The 15824-nt window shown below is 59.4% G+C and carries 15 protein-coding genes; 3 read left to right on the top strand and 12 right to left on the bottom strand.

All coding sequences use genetic code 11. The features are described 5' to 3' along the window. Window positions 1-13 precede the first annotated feature (13 nt). Together HV782_RS02530 and HV782_RS02525 are read right to left on the bottom strand one after the other, a co-directional pair. On the bottom strand, window positions 14-694 hold the full coding sequence (locus HV782_RS02530; protein ID WP_186748406.1) for an RES family NAD+ phosphorylase: 681 nt from the start codon (window positions 692-694) through the stop codon (window positions 14-16). Continuing rightward, entirely contained in the window at window positions 691-1101 is a 411-nt protein-coding gene (locus HV782_RS02525; RefSeq protein WP_007961687.1) for an MbcA/ParS/Xre antitoxin family protein, read from the bottom strand. Before HV782_RS02525 ends, HV782_RS02530 begins: the two co-directional genes overlap by 4 nt. Window positions 1102-1434: 333 nt before the next feature. On the opposite strand from HV782_RS02525, the gene HV782_RS02520 reads away from it, so the two are divergent. Next, window positions 1435-2361 (top strand): LysR family transcriptional regulator, encoded by a 927-nt coding sequence (locus tag HV782_RS02520; RefSeq protein ID WP_123470603.1) that lies wholly within the window; start codon window positions 1435-1437, stop codon window positions 2359-2361. Here HV782_RS02520 and HV782_RS02515 read toward each other — a convergent pair. The 6 genes from HV782_RS02515 to HV782_RS02490 all read right to left on the bottom strand — a co-directional run bounded on the left by HV782_RS02515 (window position 2278) and on the right by HV782_RS02490 (window position 6976). Continuing rightward, a complete protein-coding gene (locus HV782_RS02515) occupies window positions 2278-2595 on the bottom strand; it encodes an AzlD domain-containing protein (RefSeq protein ID WP_007952614.1) in 318 nt (105 codons plus the stop codon). The two genes, HV782_RS02520 and HV782_RS02515, sit on opposite strands and share 84 nt — an antisense overlap. Next, the gene (locus HV782_RS02510; RefSeq protein ID WP_123470601.1) at window positions 2574-3290 is read right to left on the bottom strand and encodes an AzlC family ABC transporter permease; all 717 of its coding nucleotides are present in this window, start codon (window positions 3288-3290) and stop codon (window positions 2574-2576) included. Before HV782_RS02510 ends, HV782_RS02515 begins: the two co-directional genes overlap by 22 nt. Then, entirely contained in the window at window positions 3287-3664 is a 378-nt protein-coding gene (locus HV782_RS02505) for a GNAT family N-acetyltransferase (protein ID WP_016986309.1), read from the bottom strand. The genes HV782_RS02510 and HV782_RS02505 overlap by 4 nt, the downstream gene beginning before the upstream one ends. A 79-nt stretch (window positions 3665-3743) precedes the next feature. Further along, window positions 3744-4490, bottom strand: a complete 747-nt coding sequence (locus HV782_RS02500; protein ID WP_123470600.1) for a 2OG-Fe dioxygenase family protein — start codon at window positions 4488-4490, stop codon at window positions 3744-3746. 232 nt (window positions 4491-4722) lie between these two features. Then, the gene (locus HV782_RS02495; protein WP_123470598.1) at window positions 4723-6009 is read right to left on the bottom strand and encodes an OprD family porin; all 1287 of its coding nucleotides are present in this window, start codon (window positions 6007-6009) and stop codon (window positions 4723-4725) included. Window positions 6010-6307: 298 nt separating this feature from the next. Beyond that, entirely contained in the window at window positions 6308-6976 is a 669-nt protein-coding gene (locus tag HV782_RS02490) for a DsbA family protein (RefSeq protein WP_128614099.1), read from the bottom strand. 253 nt (window positions 6977-7229) lie between these two features. On the opposite strand from HV782_RS02490, the gene HV782_RS02485 reads away from it, so the two are divergent. Continuing rightward, window positions 7230-9320: a TonB-dependent receptor gene (locus HV782_RS02485; protein WP_186748408.1), complete on the top strand. Its 2091-nt coding sequence runs from the start codon at window positions 7230-7232 to the stop codon at window positions 9318-9320. Between the two features lie 102 nt (window positions 9321-9422). Here the strand turns inward: HV782_RS02485 and HV782_RS02480 are convergent, their stop codons facing one another. From HV782_RS02480 to HV782_RS02465, 4 genes are all read right to left on the bottom strand, one after another. Next, window positions 9423-9635, bottom strand: a complete 213-nt coding sequence (locus HV782_RS02480; protein WP_123470593.1) for a hypothetical protein — start codon at window positions 9633-9635, stop codon at window positions 9423-9425. A gap of 245 nt (window positions 9636-9880) precedes the next feature. Continuing rightward, window positions 9881-10987, bottom strand: a complete 1107-nt coding sequence (gene aguA / locus HV782_RS02475) for an agmatine deiminase (protein WP_123470591.1) — start codon at window positions 10985-10987, stop codon at window positions 9881-9883. Between the two features lie 5 nt (window positions 10988-10992). Beyond that, window positions 10993-11871, bottom strand: a complete 879-nt coding sequence (gene aguB / locus HV782_RS02470; RefSeq protein ID WP_128615437.1) for an N-carbamoylputrescine amidase — start codon at window positions 11869-11871, stop codon at window positions 10993-10995. A 305-nt stretch (window positions 11872-12176) separates the two neighbouring features. Continuing rightward, window positions 12177-15089: an aminotransferase gene (locus HV782_RS02465; protein WP_186748410.1), complete on the bottom strand. Its 2913-nt coding sequence runs from the start codon at window positions 15087-15089 to the stop codon at window positions 12177-12179. A 165-nt stretch (window positions 15090-15254) separates the two neighbouring features. On the opposite strand from HV782_RS02465, the gene rfbC reads away from it, so the two are divergent. After that, entirely contained in the window at window positions 15255-15800 is a 546-nt protein-coding gene (gene rfbC, locus HV782_RS02460; RefSeq protein WP_123470586.1) for a dTDP-4-dehydrorhamnose 3,5-epimerase, read from the top strand. Window positions 15801-15824 lie beyond the last annotated feature (24 nt).

Here is a 15824-nt window from a genome sequence, read left to right as displayed (position 1 = left end):
AGCGCCTCGCGCTTCAAACCTGACTGATCTCAAACACAAACGAAATCCTGCGCTGGCTCGCACTCCACACATAACGAAGATGCTTGCCCTGTTTCGGAATCGACACCGCCGGCGGCCGGAGCGCGGCGACACATTCGTGGCCCGGCAGACGGACGCTGTTGTAGAGCAGGCCCCAGGACTCAGACTCGCGCAGTTGACGGGCAAACGCCTGGGATGGGCCATAGGCGTCTGGATCAGGTTGATGCAAATGCGGGAAGTCGTGACGAACATCATGCAGCGGCTTAACCACCCGATTGACGTAAGTACGCATGGTCAACTCAAGATCCGCTTCTTGGGTGGCCGCGAGAAACCTTTCCTGGTGATAGCAGGTTTCGGCGATGGCGGCGGCCTGGCTGCTGGCGGCGTAGTAGACGCCGAAGGTGCCGTCGGTGAAACGGCTGCTTTTGCCGATGTGGGTAAACGCCGCCATCACCGGGGTTGAACCGGGACCGGAGAGTCGGTCTTCGGGGCGCACGCGGGCGAGGACGCCGGCCTGTTCGATCAGGCGATCGTTGGTCAGCGCTTCCAGTGCGTAGGCGATTTCCAGGTCTTCGGGGTCGAGCACGTCTTCGAACAGCGCAATCGGCGGGAAGCTGCTGTTGACGATCCGATAGGCCTTGGGCCATTGCGGCTCGGCCAGCAGCGGGGCCTTCAACCGCGTACCCCGTCGAGGTAGCGGCGCACGTCGGCGATGTCGACCACCCTGCCCGCCAGCATGTAATCCAGCGCCGTTCGGCCATTGAATGGCGCAGCCGTATTTGGGCTGCTGACCCACGTGTAGGCGCGCTCGCGGCTGTTGCTGAAGATGATGCTCAACGCCTTGTGAATGCCCATCAGATAGGAGATGCGCTCCAGCGTGTCATGTGGCAGGCGAATGTTCGGCGGCAGGTGTTTGTACTTGTAGAACGTGGTGTTGCCGACGCCGCCCAGCAACGTTCGCTGTTGCTCGGCGTTGCAGCCCCAGCGCTCCATGAGGTTGAAAAAGAACTTCAACGCAACACGCCCGGCTTCGGGGACGTCGAGTTGTTCACGCGGGGTGAGGGCTGGGGATGAGGTAGGCACGGCCGCCTCCATTGCTGAGTGACATGCCTTCAAGCCTAGTACAGATACGGATGTTTGTTTTCTTTTAATCCGTAAATGAATCAATTCGTTCCTTTGATCACATCCCGGGAAAAGCCAAGAATTGTTATTTCAAGTCAGTATTTTTTGACCTTCATCACCCCCATGTCACCAAAAATCCCGATCCTGTGTCAGCTTCCAGCCATCGGCAGGGACATCAATTCGCTACTAAATCCGCGACAACTATGCTCAGGTACAGGAATATAGCCGGCATATGGCGCCGGATCGGCAGTCTCGTAAACAACAATACCCAGCCCACTTCAGAGGGCATTACCCATGGATAGCAGAACCTTACGCAACCTCATGCGCATCGTGCAGACCGGCTCCTTGTCGGCCGCAGCCGAGCATTCGTGCCTGACTGTGCAGGCGTTGGCCGCGCAGTTGAACAAGGTCGAAGAGCAGTTCGGTTTCCGCTTGTTTCGACGTTCCAACAAAGGTCTGACGCTGACGCCGCAAGGCACCGAGCTCACGCCGTATATGGACAGAGTGCTGATCGCCACGCGACAGATGGAAGAAAAAGTCGAGGCACTCAAGGTGCCAGGCCAGCGCCCCTTGAAGGTCGCGTTGAACAACACGTTATCGGCTGACTTCAACCGGCGCATGATCGGACGCCTGATCGAAGTATTTCCCGATTACCAGATGGAATTCAGCTACGCCGAGTCGATGGAAAACCTCAGCAAGCTGAAGAATGAGGACTTCGATCTGGCGGTGTTGATCGGCCCGCAGCGCCCGGGGTTGCCGAGCATCGTCCTGCCGGATGTGCAGGTGCAGGTGGTCGGTGCGCATTGCGGCCAGGAAAACGATCCACTGACGTTACTGGGCAACAAGTTTCAGGTGCGTCCCGCGGAGGATTGTCCGTATTCCCACAGTTTTTTGCGTTTTCTCGACGCCGGTCTGGGCAATCACGAAAACGGCCAGCGCATGGTCTATTCGTGCAGCGAAACCCTGACGTTGTCGCTGATCACGCAAATGGATGCGGTCGGCATGGTCTCGCGCGAAGCCGCGCAAAAGAACGGCCTGACGATTTTCCCCGGGTTCGAGGATTTCCTCGAAGTGCGCCTGGCGGTGAACAATCCGGAGTTGTCGAGCCAGGCACTCAACGATGTCGTCGATCTGCCGCTACATGAACGAGCCGAGCGCAATGTACGCAGCCGTCCCAACCGCCACACTGAGAAAGAGGTTTTTGCTGAAATACGCACATAACAGCGTCGGAATCGCGGCATAAAATTCCGGGCGATCGAGTTGTATGTGCTGATCCTTGATCAACAGGGGTGTCAGGCTGATCGCAGCGACGATCGCCACCGGCAAGTATTCCAGCGCCCGCGCCACGAAGGGTGGCCAGTGCTCGGTGTTGACTTGCAGCGGCAAGGCGCGCGGCAGAAAGGTCACGGCCATCATCAGCGCGACCACCAGAATCAGGAACGTTTGGTCAGGCATACACCGACTCCGCAGCCCACAAACGTGGCGATAAACACATTGAACGGCGAGCTGCCGACCAGGCTCAGCGCGCCCATGCAGACGACGGCAGCCGCGGCGGCGATGAGTTTGTTGCGGGTGTTGCACAGCGACACCAGCACGTAGAGCATCATCGCGGTCAGTGCGTAGTCGAGCTGGTATTTGATCAGGTGCGACGCATATTGCGCACACACCGCCCCCAACAGCCCACCCAGCACCCACGAGGTGTGGCAGAACAGATTGAAGCCGATCAGGTAACGGATGTTGACCGGCGCGCCAGTGCCGAGTTTGACGCTGTGAAACGCAAAAGACTCGTCAGTGAGGCCACCGGCGTAAGCCCAGCGCTCCATGCGGCTCAAACCGAGGGCGCGCAGGGCCTTGGCCATGTAAACCGACATCAGCATGTGTCGCGCGTTGATCAGGAAGGTGGTCAGCACAATGGTGGTCAGCGAGGCGCCGCTGGAGATCAGTGCCAGCGCCGCGAATTGCGAAGCACCGGCGTAGACGAACAAGCACATCGCCACCGGCAGCCACATCGGCAGGCCGGCGTTGACGGCCATCAGTCCGAACACGAACGACACCGTGAAGTATCCGGCAACCACGGGGCTGGCTTCGGCAAACGTGCGCGACGGCTGAGGGGTGACCATCAGCGGCGCACTGCCGGACGTTTCATTCATAGATCCCTCTCAAATGTCCGCTCGCCGTGAGGTTCGCAAAAACCCTGGGCAGCCCAGAATCGCTTGCCCGCGAGGTTAGCATCATCGACGAACAGGAACATCCGCAGCACACCGACCCGCTTCATGTCGGAAGACGCCGCTTCAACCAGACGCTGACCGACACCCTGACTGCGGTAGCGCGGGCTGACGGCCAGATGGTTGATTGTGCCGCGACTGCCGAGCATGCCGCCCAGCACCGCCCCGACGATTTCGCCGGCGACGTCGAAGGCCAGATAGGCCGTGGTGGTTTTCTGGATCAACACGCCGCGCAAGCACTTGGCGTCCTGCCATTCGCAAAAGGACACTTCGTCGAACTGGCGGAAGAAGCGCTCCATGCGCTGCGCATCCTTGGCCGTGGCGCGTCGCAGCACCACCGGCGTCGAGCATTCGACGCCGTCGATTGGGGTGATCTGATTAGCGAACAATGTCGAAAGCGGTCCCGGGCCGCGAGAAGGAGATCGCCAGAATCTGCCGGTACGCCATGGCATGGGTGTGGGTGTTGCGGGCCGGCGTGACGTAGTGGCGCATGTCGCGATCGAGGAAGTAGGTGGTGTCGAGAATTTCCTTGTAGGTCGTCGACGCCAATTGATTCTCATGGATGTCGTACAAACGACTTTCCGCGCCCTCGACATTGTTGCGACCCCAGAAGTGCACACCGCTGAACGGATAACCGTCGCAGTGAATCCCTTCCGGCGTAATCTCAAGTTGCTTGCCGGGTTTGATTTCGATGCGGATCTGATGAATCTGGCATTGCCAGATTTCATCGTGCAGCTCTTCCGGCAGCACACTTTTGTACACTTCGAAATCGGTGTCGATCAGGCTGCGCATCACCGGCGAAGTGATTACTTCATCGGAGAAGTCCTGGAAGTGGCGAACCACGCCGCCAACGTAAGCGTTGTTTTCTTTGGACTGCACGTAGGCGCGATGCTCGAGTTGCTTCAGCTCGCGGGTTTTCGGGTTGTACTCAAAGTCGCTGTAACGACGGTAACGCATGCCGGCTTCGGCCTGACCGTAGTAACTGTCAGGCTCCATGTTTTCCCAACTTTTGGTCAGTCTGACGAAGTCGGCGAAATGACCGTAGAGATTGAAGTCACCACCCTGGACGTTGACATATTTGTCGCGCCGTAGCGATTCGCCCACTTCTCTGTTCAAAACGATCATTACCAAAATCTCCGCTGCATTGAGCGGCCTAATCTATTAGGTGGAGATTTTGCGTCCATGAGAAAGAATTTCAGGCATTTAAAGCGCTGATTGAAACGGCGTTTGAAGCGACTTAAAAACAACTTTTACATGACAAAAACACGGGTTTTTCCTGCTTTTCAGCGAAAAACCGCTCAAAAAAAACCCCGAGCCAGTCGGGGTTTTTCTCATGTGTGTTACACCGTAGCGAACATCAGAAGATGTTGATCGGGTAGTCCACGAACACACGCACCTCGTTGCCGCCAACGTTGTATTCGCTGGACTTCTGCGACACACGCAGGATCGAGCTGCGCAACTTCACACTCAGGTCTTTGGCCGGACCGCTTTGCACGACGTACTTGAACTGGTTGAAGATTTCGCGCTCGGTGCCGCCTTCGCTGGTGGAAGTGGTGATGTTGTCGCCACGCACGTAAGCGAAGTTGTAGCTCAGACCCGGTACGCCGAATGCGCCGAAGTCCAGGCCGTAGCCCAGTTGCCAGCTGCGTTCGTCTTCAGCGTTGAAGTCGGACCAGTAGGAGTTGGCCAGGTAGATGGTGTTGCCACCGTCACCAACACGATTTTGATCTTTCTGGTAGCCGCCGTAGGCGTAGCCCAGGTTGCTGTCGCCGGTGGAGCGCTGGTGGGCCACGGTGAACGAGTGCGGACCGGTGGCGAAAGTGGCTGCCAGGCTCCAGATCTTGTTGTCGTCCCCGGTAGCGCCACTTTCGCGGACGTAGGAATCGTCCAGCTTGGTGCGATAGCCGTTGAAGTCCAGGGTCAGCGACTGATCCTTGTCGATCGGGAACACGTAGTTGGCGTTCACGTATTGCTTCTTCAGCACGTCTTCGACGTCGGACGCGTACAGCGCCGCCTTGAACTGCTCGGTGAACTGGTAGCTACCGCCCAACACGTTGATCGACTTCAGGCCACCGCTGTCACGGCCTTCATCGCTCTTGCGCGATTCAGCGGTGAAACGACCGGCGTTCAGTTCCAGGCCTTTGATCTCTTTGGAAGTGATCAGGGTCCCGGTGTAGCTTTCCGGCAGCAGACGCGAATTGTCGTAGTTCAGCACCGGCAGGGCCGGCATCTGGTCACCGTAGGTCAGCACGGTATTGGAGAAACGGAACTTCACCGCAGCGCCGCCCTTGGCCAGATCGTCAGCCGGGTTGCCGCTGTTGTCTTGCTTGAAGAAGTCGATGCCACCGGCGCCGCTGCGGCCCTTGCCACCGTCCAGACGCAGTGCGTACAGACCGAACGCGTCAACACCCACACCAACGGTGCCTTGGGTGAAACCGGACGAGAACGTGCCGATGGCCGCTTGACCCCATTCGGCCTTGTCTTTGTTACCGTCTTTGTAATCACGATTGATGTAGGCATTGCGCAGCAGCACTTTCAGGCTGCTGTCTTCCACAAAACCCTTGGACTCGGCCTGGTCGTTAGCCATGGCCTGTGTAGCACTCAACATCCCCAGTGCGATCAGACTGATCCGCTTGTTCAACATTTTGTTTTCCTTATTACGGGTTGAAACGCGCTGTGTCGAACGGCTGAAACGGCGCTTTTGCACTCTTGTATTCACCCCGAAACAAAAAGACCCGCCCACAACCAAGTCATGGCGGGCCTGCTCCTTATTTTGAGTCATGGCGGTTGGCCACAGGCGTTGGGGCCGAATCGTAGCCGCGCCCTGAACAATGTGTCAATTTCAAGAATCGTCTTTAAATAGGCAGAAAACGTCTAAAAAACGTAAATTTTGCGCTGAGTCCTTGCACGGAAACGCAGCCAGCCAGTGAATCAATACTCGATCAGGCGCAACCGTCGAGGCCGCAGGACAACGAGGACTCGCCCGTGCCATCGACCGCGACCGCCTGCCCCAACCATTCGGCAAACGCCTGCGGCTTGCCCAACCAGGGACTAATGTCGAGCAACGTGAATTGGCCGTCCTGTTCCAGGGCAAACGTTGGAAAGCCCTGCCCGCCCACCTGAGCGAGCAACTGGCGCGTGGCTTTTATATGGGCTTCGGTGGCCACGGACTTTGATGCTGCGCGGAAGTCTTCGGCGTCGTAACCCAGCTCGACCGCCAACGCCGAAAGCACCGACGCATCGGCAATCCGCCGCCCCTCTACATAGTGTGCAGTCTGCAAGCGGCCAAGCATCTGCAGACCGCGTCCGTCGATGGCCTCGGCCGCCAGCACGGCAGCGATCGGCGGGGTCGAATCGAAGACGGCCGAGTGATCGCGCAGCAAGCCTTCGAAATATGCCTCGCCGAAAGGCTGCCCGGTGTATTCGGCGATGCGCCGGTCATGGGGCATCACGTAATTGCGCAACTGCGGCGAAACGTTCTGGCGGTTGGCGCCGCTCATCATGCCGCCCGCATGGGCCATCACTGGCAGCACCTGCTGCGCCGCTTGCACCAGAGGCTTGGCGCCGTAGCACCAGCCGCATAAGGGGTCGTAAATGTAGTGAAGGATCATCGGTAAGCTCCGCTAAATCAGAAAAAGTCGATGCCGGCAGATTAATTCCCGGGACGTTGCGGAAAAACGCCGGAACGGCTTTCAGTCTGTTGCACCAATCGGTCGAATCGGTCGAGCGTTCCGCGTGTATCGACGCAGACACAAATAGAAACAATCAGACAAGGGAACTTATAAAGAATAATTAACGAGAGCAAATGCAAAGCATTACCATTCGCGCACTCGAATTCTTCCACCCTTCCGGATGCGCTTTTCAATGCCTGCCCCGTTCCGTTTTACGCCCGTCACGCTTGGGCTTTCTGCCTTTCTGTCCAGCGGTTTCGCCTGTGCGGCAACCGAATTACCCGCCACCGCGATCAGCGCCGAAGCACTGGCCGATGACCCGCGCGTGAAGATCAGCAGCACCGCGACTCGCACCTCGACCCCGCTGCGCTACGTGCCGCAGGCCATTGATTCGATCAAGACGTCGAACGTCGCCAACTACGGCACCAATGACATCGGCGACGCCTTGAGCGGTATGCCCAACGTCAGCAGCAGCGCCGATACGCGCTTCGACAGCCTGCGCATTCGCGGTTTCGACGCCAGCAACGACTTCTACCTGGACGGCATCCGCGACGACAGCCAGTACAAACGCGATTTGCATAACATCGAGCGCGTCGAAGTGCTCAAGGGCCCGGCCGCGGTGCTGTATGGCCGCGGCAGTCAGGGCGGGATCGTCAACCGCGTCAGCAAGATGCCGGAATTCGGCCGCCGCTCGACCCTCGAGGCCCAGCTCGGCAGTGAAGACCTGCGCAGCCTGTACGCCGATCTCAGCGCCGACCCCAGCGAAAACCTCAGCCTGCGCCTGAACATGGGCAACATGGATGAAAACAGTTTCCGCGATGACGTCAGTGGCAACCGCCAACTGTTCGCGCCGTCGATGAGCTGGCAACTGACGCCCGACCTGAACTGGCTGGTGCAGTACGAATACAGCCGCTACAACCGCACCCCGGATCGCGGTATCCCCGGCATCAACGGCCGCCCGGCCGATGTCGGTCGCGACACGACTTACGGCAACGGCCACGACTTCATCGACGACAAGTCCCAATCGCTGCGCTCAAAACTCACCTACGCAATCAACGACGACTGGCAACTGCGCCAGACCCTCGGCGTGTTCAAGCTCGACAGCGATTTCGACAACACCTACCTCACCGGTTTCGACAAGAAAACCAACAAGGTCACGCGCCAGCACTGGCAGCAGGACCTGACCACCCGCAATGTCTATAACAACGTCGAACTGGAAGGTGGATTCGATACGTTCGGGCTCGAGCATCGCCTGCTGACCGGGATCGAGATCGGCAGCCAGCGTCGCGATCCGACGCTGTATAACGCCGCTACGTCCGGCCCCGGCAGTTCCGCAGTGCCGGCACTCGACCTGAACAACCCCGACCGCAATCTGCGCCACACCGGGCGCATGCAGGTGTCCAGCGACAGCCACACCGAGGTCGAAAGCCGCGCGGTGTACGTGCAGGATCAACTGCGTCTCAACGATCAATGGCAACTGCTCGCCGGCTTGCGCTACGACACTTTCGATATCGAGTCGACCAATAAGCTGCGCAACATTTCCGAAGACCGTGACAGCCACAGCACCAGCCCGCGCGTGGGCCTGGTCTGGACGCCGTTGCAGAATCACTCCTTCTACGCGTCCTGGTCCAAGACCTTCTCGCCGGTGGGCGGTGGTCTGATCGGCATCACCCCGGGCGCGGCCGGCAACAGCAATGACCTGAGCCCGGAGTTGACCAGACAGAAAGAGATCGGCGTGAAGAGTGACTGGCTCGATGATCGCCTCAGTACCACGCTGGCGATCTATGACCTGGAGCTCTACAACCGCCGTACGACGGATCCGAACGATCCGACCCTGACCATCATGACCGGCGTTCAGCGTTCACGGGGTATCGAGTTGACCGCCACCGGCAACATCGTCGGCCACTGGTACATGCGCGGCGGCGTCGGTATGCAGGACGCGAAGATCGAGAAGGACAACAACGGCCTTGAGGGCAAGCGCATCAACAACGTTGCCAAACACAACGCCAGCCTGTTCCTGACCTGGAAGCCGGAAATGGGCTGGTACGGTGAAACCGGTCTGACCCTGGTCGGCCAGCGCTACGCCGACAATGCCAACACCACGGTGCTGCCGGGTTACGGCCGCTGGGATGCCTTGGCCGGTTATCGCTTCAAGGATTGGGATGTACGTGCGGCGTTGAACAACATCACCGATCGCGAGTATTACGATTCGGCGACCAGCCAGTATCAGATCCAGCCTGGTGCACCGCGCAGCGTCGTGATGACCGGCACGTATTCCTTCTGATTCAACGCAACACCTGCAGGCTCACTCCGACAATATTTTTGTATCGTGCATAAAAAAGCGCTGCCATCCCGGCAGCGCTTTTACCAATCCCTGTTGTTTTTCTTATCCTTCCAGTACAGCCCACAACGCATCCAGCTCGGCCTCGCTGAACAGACCAGCAGGGTAACGCTCGATCATCATCCGGCGCGGATCAGGTTCCCTGATCTGACGCGTTCCATTGGATTTCAACCAGTGCGCGACAATCTGGAGCGATTCGCTGTTTACGGCCATGGGATGCAAAGTCCGCTCGCTGACTACGTTCACTTCGGCGTTCATTTCAGCGCTCTCTCCCCGTTCGTGAGCGGCTACGTTATCCAAGGTTTATGACAGAACTGTTGAAGTTCTCCCCCCTCCCTAGTGTCCTTTGTCGGATACAAGAGCTATGCCAAGGTTTCTGATTTGTCGACAAGCGGATACAAAAAAGCCCGCAGTCCAATCGGGCTGCGGGCTTGTGCACGTGCATAGCGAGCTAATCGTTTTCCGGCTGATTTGCTAATCAACTCAAGCTGTTACGACTCAACTCACTCTTTGTGCGGCGCGGGTTGCTGTTGGGTAAGGCAGTGGATATTGCCGCCCCCCAGTAACAGTTCGCGGCCCGGCACCATCACCACTTCGTGCTGCGGAAACAGGTTCTGCAGGATTTCCCGGGCCGGGGCGTCCATCGGGTCGTCGAAACTCGGCGCGATGATGCCGCCGTTGACGATCAGGAAGTTCACGTAGGAACCGGCCAGACGCACGGACGGGTTACGCTCCTGCGTACCGTCCACCGGATCGACCCCGGCGCATTCTTCTTCGGTCGCATACAGCGGGCCCGGAATCGGCATTTTGTGCACCGTGAACGAGCGCCCCTTGGCATCGGTGCTGTTTTGCAGCACGTTCATCGCCGCCTGGCAGCGCGGGTAGTTCGGATCCTGCGGATCGTCGGTCCACGCCAGCAATACTTCGCCCGGACGCACATAGCAGCAGAAGTTATCCACATGGCCGTCGGTTTCATCGTTGAACAGACCGTCCGGCAGCCAGATGATCTTATCCACAGCCAGGTTGGCGCTCAGCACCGCTTCGATTTCTTCGCGGCCCAGATGCGGATTGCGATTGCGGTTGAGCAGGCATTCTTCGGTGGTGATCAGCGTACCTTCGCCGTCGACGTGAATCGAACCGCCTTCGAGCACAAAACCTTCAGTGCGGTAACGCGGGCTGCGTTCGATCTCGAGGATCTTGCCACCGACCTGCGAATCACGGTTCCACGGCGAGTACAGGCCACCGTCGAAACCGCCCCAGGCATTGAAGTCCCAGTTCACACCGCGCACTTCACCGCTGTTGTTGATGACGAAGGTCGGGCCGCTGTCGCGCACCCAGGCGTCATCGCTGGACATCTCGACCACGCGGATGTTGGGCACGTCGAGGCGTGCGCGGGCGTTTTCATACTGGCCGGCGGACACGGCAACGGTCACCGGTTCGAAACGGGCAATGGCTTTGGCCACGGCTGCGTGTGCGGCTTGCGCCGGCTTGCCGCCCAGACGCCAGTTGTCCGGGCGCTCGGGCCAGATCATCCAGGTTTGCGTTTGCGGCGCCCACTCGGCCGGCATGTAGAAGCCATCGGCGCGCGGGGTACTTTTCAAGGTGGTCATCGGGATCAGGACTCCAGGGAACCGTCGAGGGTTTTCAACGCGCCGTACAGATTCGGCCGGCGGTCACGGAACGAACCCCACGCGCTGCGAATATGTTCGAGCTCGTCGAGGTTGAAAGTGTGCACAAGAATACCTTCTTCGGTTTTATTCAGCTCCTGCACTTTTTCGCCGAACTGGTTGGCGATGAACGAAGAGCCATAGAACGTGATGTCGTAGCCGTCCTGTTCTTCGTTGCCGATGCGGTTACTGGCGATCAACGGCATCAGGTTGGCACCGGCATGCCCCTGCTGCACACGCTGCCAGTGATCACGGGACGAAATGGTTTTGTCGTGCGGTTCACTGCCGATAGCCGTTGGATAGAAGAGGATTTCCGCACCTTGCAGCGCCATGCTGCGCGCAGCCTCGGGAAACCACTGATCCCAGCAGATGCCCACGCCGATCTTCGCGTAGCGGGTGTTCCACACCTTGAAACCGGTGTCACCCGGGTTGAAGTAATACTTCTCGTGGTAACCCGGGCCGTCCGGAATGTGGCTTTTGCGATAAATCCCGAGGTTGCTGCCGTCGGCATCGAGGATCGCGATGCTGTTGAAACGCGCACGGCCGGCACGCTCGTAGAAGCTGATCGGCAATACCACTTGCAGCTCTTTGGCGACCTTCTGGAAATGCTTGATCGCAACGTTCTCTTCTACGGTCGTGGCCAGTTGCAGATAGTCCGGATTCGGCTTCTGGCAGAAGTACGGCGCCTCGAACAGCTCCTGGATCAGGATGATCTGCGCGCCTTTGGCGGCGGCTTCGCGCACCAGTTTTTCGGCGGTTTCGAGGTTGGCTTCCAGATCCCACGAACAGGCCATCTGCGTGGCGGCGACGGTAACGATACGGCTCATGAATCCTCTCCGGGCAAGTGCTTTGACGGTCGAGAATTCGACCGAAAGAAAAAACGCGCGCACCGGAATGAGATCGCCATGCCGGAGCAATGGCGACTTTATAACCGATAAATATCGACTTTAGAAGCTAATAGAACGCCGCTCATCGACATTTACGCAATTAAAGTCGATATAAATCGAATTGAAGCCTGAAATAAATGTGGGAGCGGGCTTGCCCGTGAAAGCACTTGATCAGTCACCAAACAGGCCGACTGACACACCGCGTTCGCGAGCAATCCCGCTCCCACAGGGAGGATCTGCAGCGTTTACAAGCCTTCAGCGAGGACCCGATCAAGCATGTCGACGAAGAAATCCACGCTCTGACGTGAAGTCACCATCGGCGGTTTGATCTTGAGGACGTTGAGGTAGTCGCCGGTCGGTTGCATGAAAATCCCCAGTTCACGCAGGCGATCACACAGCCGCGCGGTTTCCTCGGTTGCCGGTTCCAGCGTCTCGCGGTGACGGACCAACTCCAGCCCCAGATAAAACCCGGAACCATGCACCGCGCCCACCAGCGGATGTTTATCGATCAACGCTTCGAGCCGTGCCTTGAAATGGCCACCGACCGTCCGGGCGTTTTCCCAGAGTTTTTCTTCTTCCATTACATCGAGCACTGCCATGCCGATCTGGCAACTCACCGGGCTGCCACCGGCCGAGGAGAAGAAATAACCTTCCGCTTCCAGCGCTTCAGCGATGTCCCGACGCGTGATCACCGCGCCCAGTGGCTGGCCGTTACCCATGCCCTTGGCCATGCAGATGATGTCCGGCACGACGCCCTGTTCTTCGAAGCCCCAGAAGAAATGGCCCATGCGCCCGTAACCGACCTGCACCTCATCGGCGATGCACACACCACCACGGGCTCGCACCAGTGCATAGACCTGTTTCAGATAACCCGGTGGCAGCGAGATACCGCCGGCATTGCCGTACACCGGCTCGCAGATGAACCCGGCCAATTGGCGTTGTTGCCCGGCAATTTTCTCAAGCTGATGTTCGACGCTGCGCACGTAGTCAGGGGCTGAATCGAGGCCGCGGAATTCACCGCGATAGACGTTCGGCGCGGTCACCGGATGAACCCAGTCCGGACGACTTTCCAGGGCCTTCGGGTTGTCGGCAATCGAGGTCGACACGGCATCGGCACCGACCGTCCAGCCGTGGTAACCCTCCAGCACGCTGAGTATGTCGCGCCCACCGCTGTAGGCCCACGCCAGACGAATCGCGAGATCATTGGCCTCGCTGCCGCTGTTGACCAGAAACACCCGATCCATGCCCTCCGGTGCCAGTTTCAGCAAGCGCTCGGAAAACTCGGCGACCGCCGCGTAGTTGAACCGGGAGTTAGTATTGAGCAGCGACCATTGCCGGCTCGCCACCGCCGCCATGCGCGGATGGCCATGCCCCAGCACCGCGACATTATTGAGCATGTCGAGGTAGGAGCGGCCCTGCATGTCGATCAGGTGATTGCGCCAGCCGCGCTCGATGCGCGGCGGGTCGACGTAATAGTGTTTTTGCGTGCGGGCGAAACTGGCGTCACGCCGCGCCAGCAGGGTTTTCGCATCCAGCTCCGGCTCGGCATCACAGGCCAGCCCGAGCAACGCGGCCGGCGACGGACACAATGCCTGCCACGCCGCCGCCCGGGCCGGCGTGCAGAACAGCGGGGCCGCCAGCTGCGCACCGCGACACAACTGCACGAGCAACGGGCCACTGACCGCGCCCAGCACCTGCCCCTTGACCAGCGCTGCGCCGCTTTGCAGCGAGGGCGTGACACCCCACAAGCGCACGCTGAGCTGCGGGCCGTCCAGCTGCAGTGCTCCCCCGGCCGTTTGATGCAGCACACCGGCAAACGGCGATTCCACCGCAGTGCCGTTCGGTACACGCAACTCGACATGCAACGGGAAAGTGTCCGGTTCGTCGGCACTGTCAGGGCGGGTGCGCGACAAACGGTATTGCCCGTAACGGCTTGCCGCCAGGCCATGTGCCGTCGCCGCTTCCGTCAGCAACCGCTGGTCAATACCGTCCTGTTCCCAGTTACCCGCTTCGAAATGCGGGCTCAGCACCCCCAGATCGATCAGCGCGAATTCCCGCCCGACCAGGCCCGGCAACAACGGCGCAAAACCTTCACTGTCGATGACCGGCAAGGCCTGGCCGACGGCGCTGAGGATTGCCGCCTCCATCAGCGCCAGCGGTACCGAAGTGGCGACGTGGAAGATTTCCCACTCATGGACAAGGTTGTCGCGGCTGTAATGGTTGCCGGGGTCGATGCTGACCTGCTGTTCGCCACTGAGCACCAGCACCGCCGCGCGGGCCACGATCAAGGGCCACAACGCCTGAAGTTCTTCGTGTTGCAGCGGATTGACCGCGTGATAGGCCTGAACCGCCGGCAAGATGACAAAAGGATCGCCACCGGCGTGATGCAATAGCGCGGCGCAGGTCACCGACAGATCGGTGATGCGCCAGGTGCGCACCAGATCGCCGAAGTCGATCACCCCCTGCAATTGCCAGTGCCGCTGCGCATCGCGCTGCCAGACGGCGTTGTCGTCGGTGATGTCCATGTGGATCGCCTGCACCGGCAGCTTGTCCTGCAACGGCTGCAGTCGGCGCTCGGCCTGTTCGGCGGCGTCGGCGATCAGGGCACGCTGCGATTCGTCCTTGATCACCGGCAACAAATGACTGATCAACGCACTGGCGTGGCGGGCGTCCCATTGCAGCGTACGCGCCAGCCCCGGATGGTCGAACCCGGCCAGCGCCAGATCCATCTCGCCGCAGAGCCGGCCAAACCCGGCCACCACGTCCTGCCCCAAATGATCGAGATGGGTCAGCGGCTGGCCTTCGATGTAGTCCAGCAGGCGCACATGGACCGCTTCGCCACCGGCTTCCAGCGTCAGCAGATCCTGACCGTCATTGGCTGCAATCACCCGTGGCACATTCACCGCAGAATGCGCCGCGAGGTAGTTGAGGCCGGCATGTTGCGCCTGCAACTCCACGAGGGCGTAATCGCCCCGGCAGATTTTCAGGACGAAGCGCCCGCGCGCGCTGTCCACACGAAAATTAAGATCCTGCTGGCTACCGAGGGGGTGCAGCGTACCGCTGAGCCCGTAATGGTCTGCCAGCCATTGTCGGGCCTGCTCCTGAGAAACCTGCGGGCTAGGCAGACTGGCGCGATGGATCAACGTGGCGAGCGGCATGAAACGACCCCTGAAATTTTATTAGACGCCTATATCGCCATTGCTTCGGCAGATGCGCAACCCCCGCCCTTGCGGCAAGACACAAGTACTTGCGCGGGAACACTCGCGCCCTCCGGCACTTTGCGCAAGAATGGCGCCCATTCACCCCTTTCACTGGAAAACTTCATGAATGTAATCACCACCGAACTGCCCGGTGTTCTGATCATCGAACCCAAGGTATTTGGTGACGAGCGCGGCTTTTTTTACGAGAGCTTCAATGCCAGGGCTTTCCAGGAACTGACCGGGCTGACCCCGCACTTCGTTCAGGACAACCATTCGCGCTCGGAGAAAGGCGTCCTGCGGGGCCTGCATTACCAACTGGAAAACACTCAGGGCAAACTGGTGCGGGTCACGGCCGGTGAGGTACTGGATGTTGCCGTGGACATCCGTCGCAGCTCACCGCACTTCGGTCAGTGGGTGGCGGTTCGTCTGTCTGCCGCCAACCACCGTCAGATGTGGGTCCCGGAAGGTTTTGCGCATGGCTTCGTGGTCCTGAGCGAGTTCGCCGAATTCCTCTACAAGACCACCGACTTCTACACGCCTGCAGCCGAACGAAGCATTCGCTGGGACGACCCGGACCTGGCCATCGACTGGCAACTCGACGAAGCGCCGAAACTGTCGGCCAAGGATCAGGCAGCGGTGTTCTTCAAGGACGCTGACGTCTTTTCCTGAGCGTGGGCATAATGCGCCTGTCAT

The organism is Pseudomonas monsensis (genome assembly GCF_014268495.2).
In the GTDB taxonomy this organism is placed as follows: domain Bacteria; phylum Pseudomonadota; class Gammaproteobacteria; order Pseudomonadales; family Pseudomonadaceae; genus Aquipseudomonas; species Aquipseudomonas monsensis.
The sequence above is the reverse complement of the archived record's forward strand: the minus strand, read 5'-3'. Positions and strand labels throughout refer to the sequence as shown.

Coding starts and splice junctions, on each gene's coding strand:
- HV782_RS02480 (WP_123470593.1), bottom strand. CDS start 9,635: ATGAACGCCGAAGTGAACGTAGTCAGCGAGCGGACTTTGCATCCCATG.
- HV782_RS02505 (WP_016986309.1), bottom strand. CDS start 3,664: ATGGAGCGCTTCTTCCGCCAGTTCGACGAAGTGTCCTTTTGCGAATGG.
- aguB (WP_128615437.1), bottom strand. CDS start 11,871: ATGAGCCGTATCGTTACCGTCGCCGCCACGCAGATGGCCTGTTCGTGG.
- HV782_RS02490 (WP_128614099.1), bottom strand. CDS start 6,976: ATGATCCTTCACTACATTTACGACCCCTTATGCGGCTGGTGCTACGGC.
- HV782_RS02500 (WP_123470600.1), bottom strand. CDS start 4,490: ATGATCGTTTTGAACAGAGAAGTGGGCGAATCGCTACGGCGCGACAAA.
- HV782_RS02485 (WP_186748408.1), top strand. CDS start 7,230: ATGCCTGCCCCGTTCCGTTTTACGCCCGTCACGCTTGGGCTTTCTGCC.
- HV782_RS02515 (WP_007952614.1), bottom strand. CDS start 2,595: ATGCCTGACCAAACGTTCCTGATTCTGGTGGTCGCGCTGATGATGGCC.
- rfbC (WP_123470586.1), top strand. CDS start 15,255: ATGAATGTAATCACCACCGAACTGCCCGGTGTTCTGATCATCGAACCC.
- HV782_RS02510 (WP_123470601.1), bottom strand. CDS start 3,290: ATGAATGAAACGTCCGGCAGTGCGCCGCTGATGGTCACCCCTCAGCCG.
- HV782_RS02520 (WP_123470603.1), top strand. CDS start 1,435: ATGGATAGCAGAACCTTACGCAACCTCATGCGCATCGTGCAGACCGGC.
- HV782_RS02495 (WP_123470598.1), bottom strand. CDS start 6,009: ATGTTGAACAAGCGGATCAGTCTGATCGCACTGGGGATGTTGAGTGCT.
- HV782_RS02465 (WP_186748410.1), bottom strand. CDS start 15,089: ATGCCGCTCGCCACGTTGATCCATCGCGCCAGTCTGCCTAGCCCGCAG.
- aguA (WP_123470591.1), bottom strand. CDS start 10,987: ATGACCACCTTGAAAAGTACCCCGCGCGCCGATGGCTTCTACATGCCG.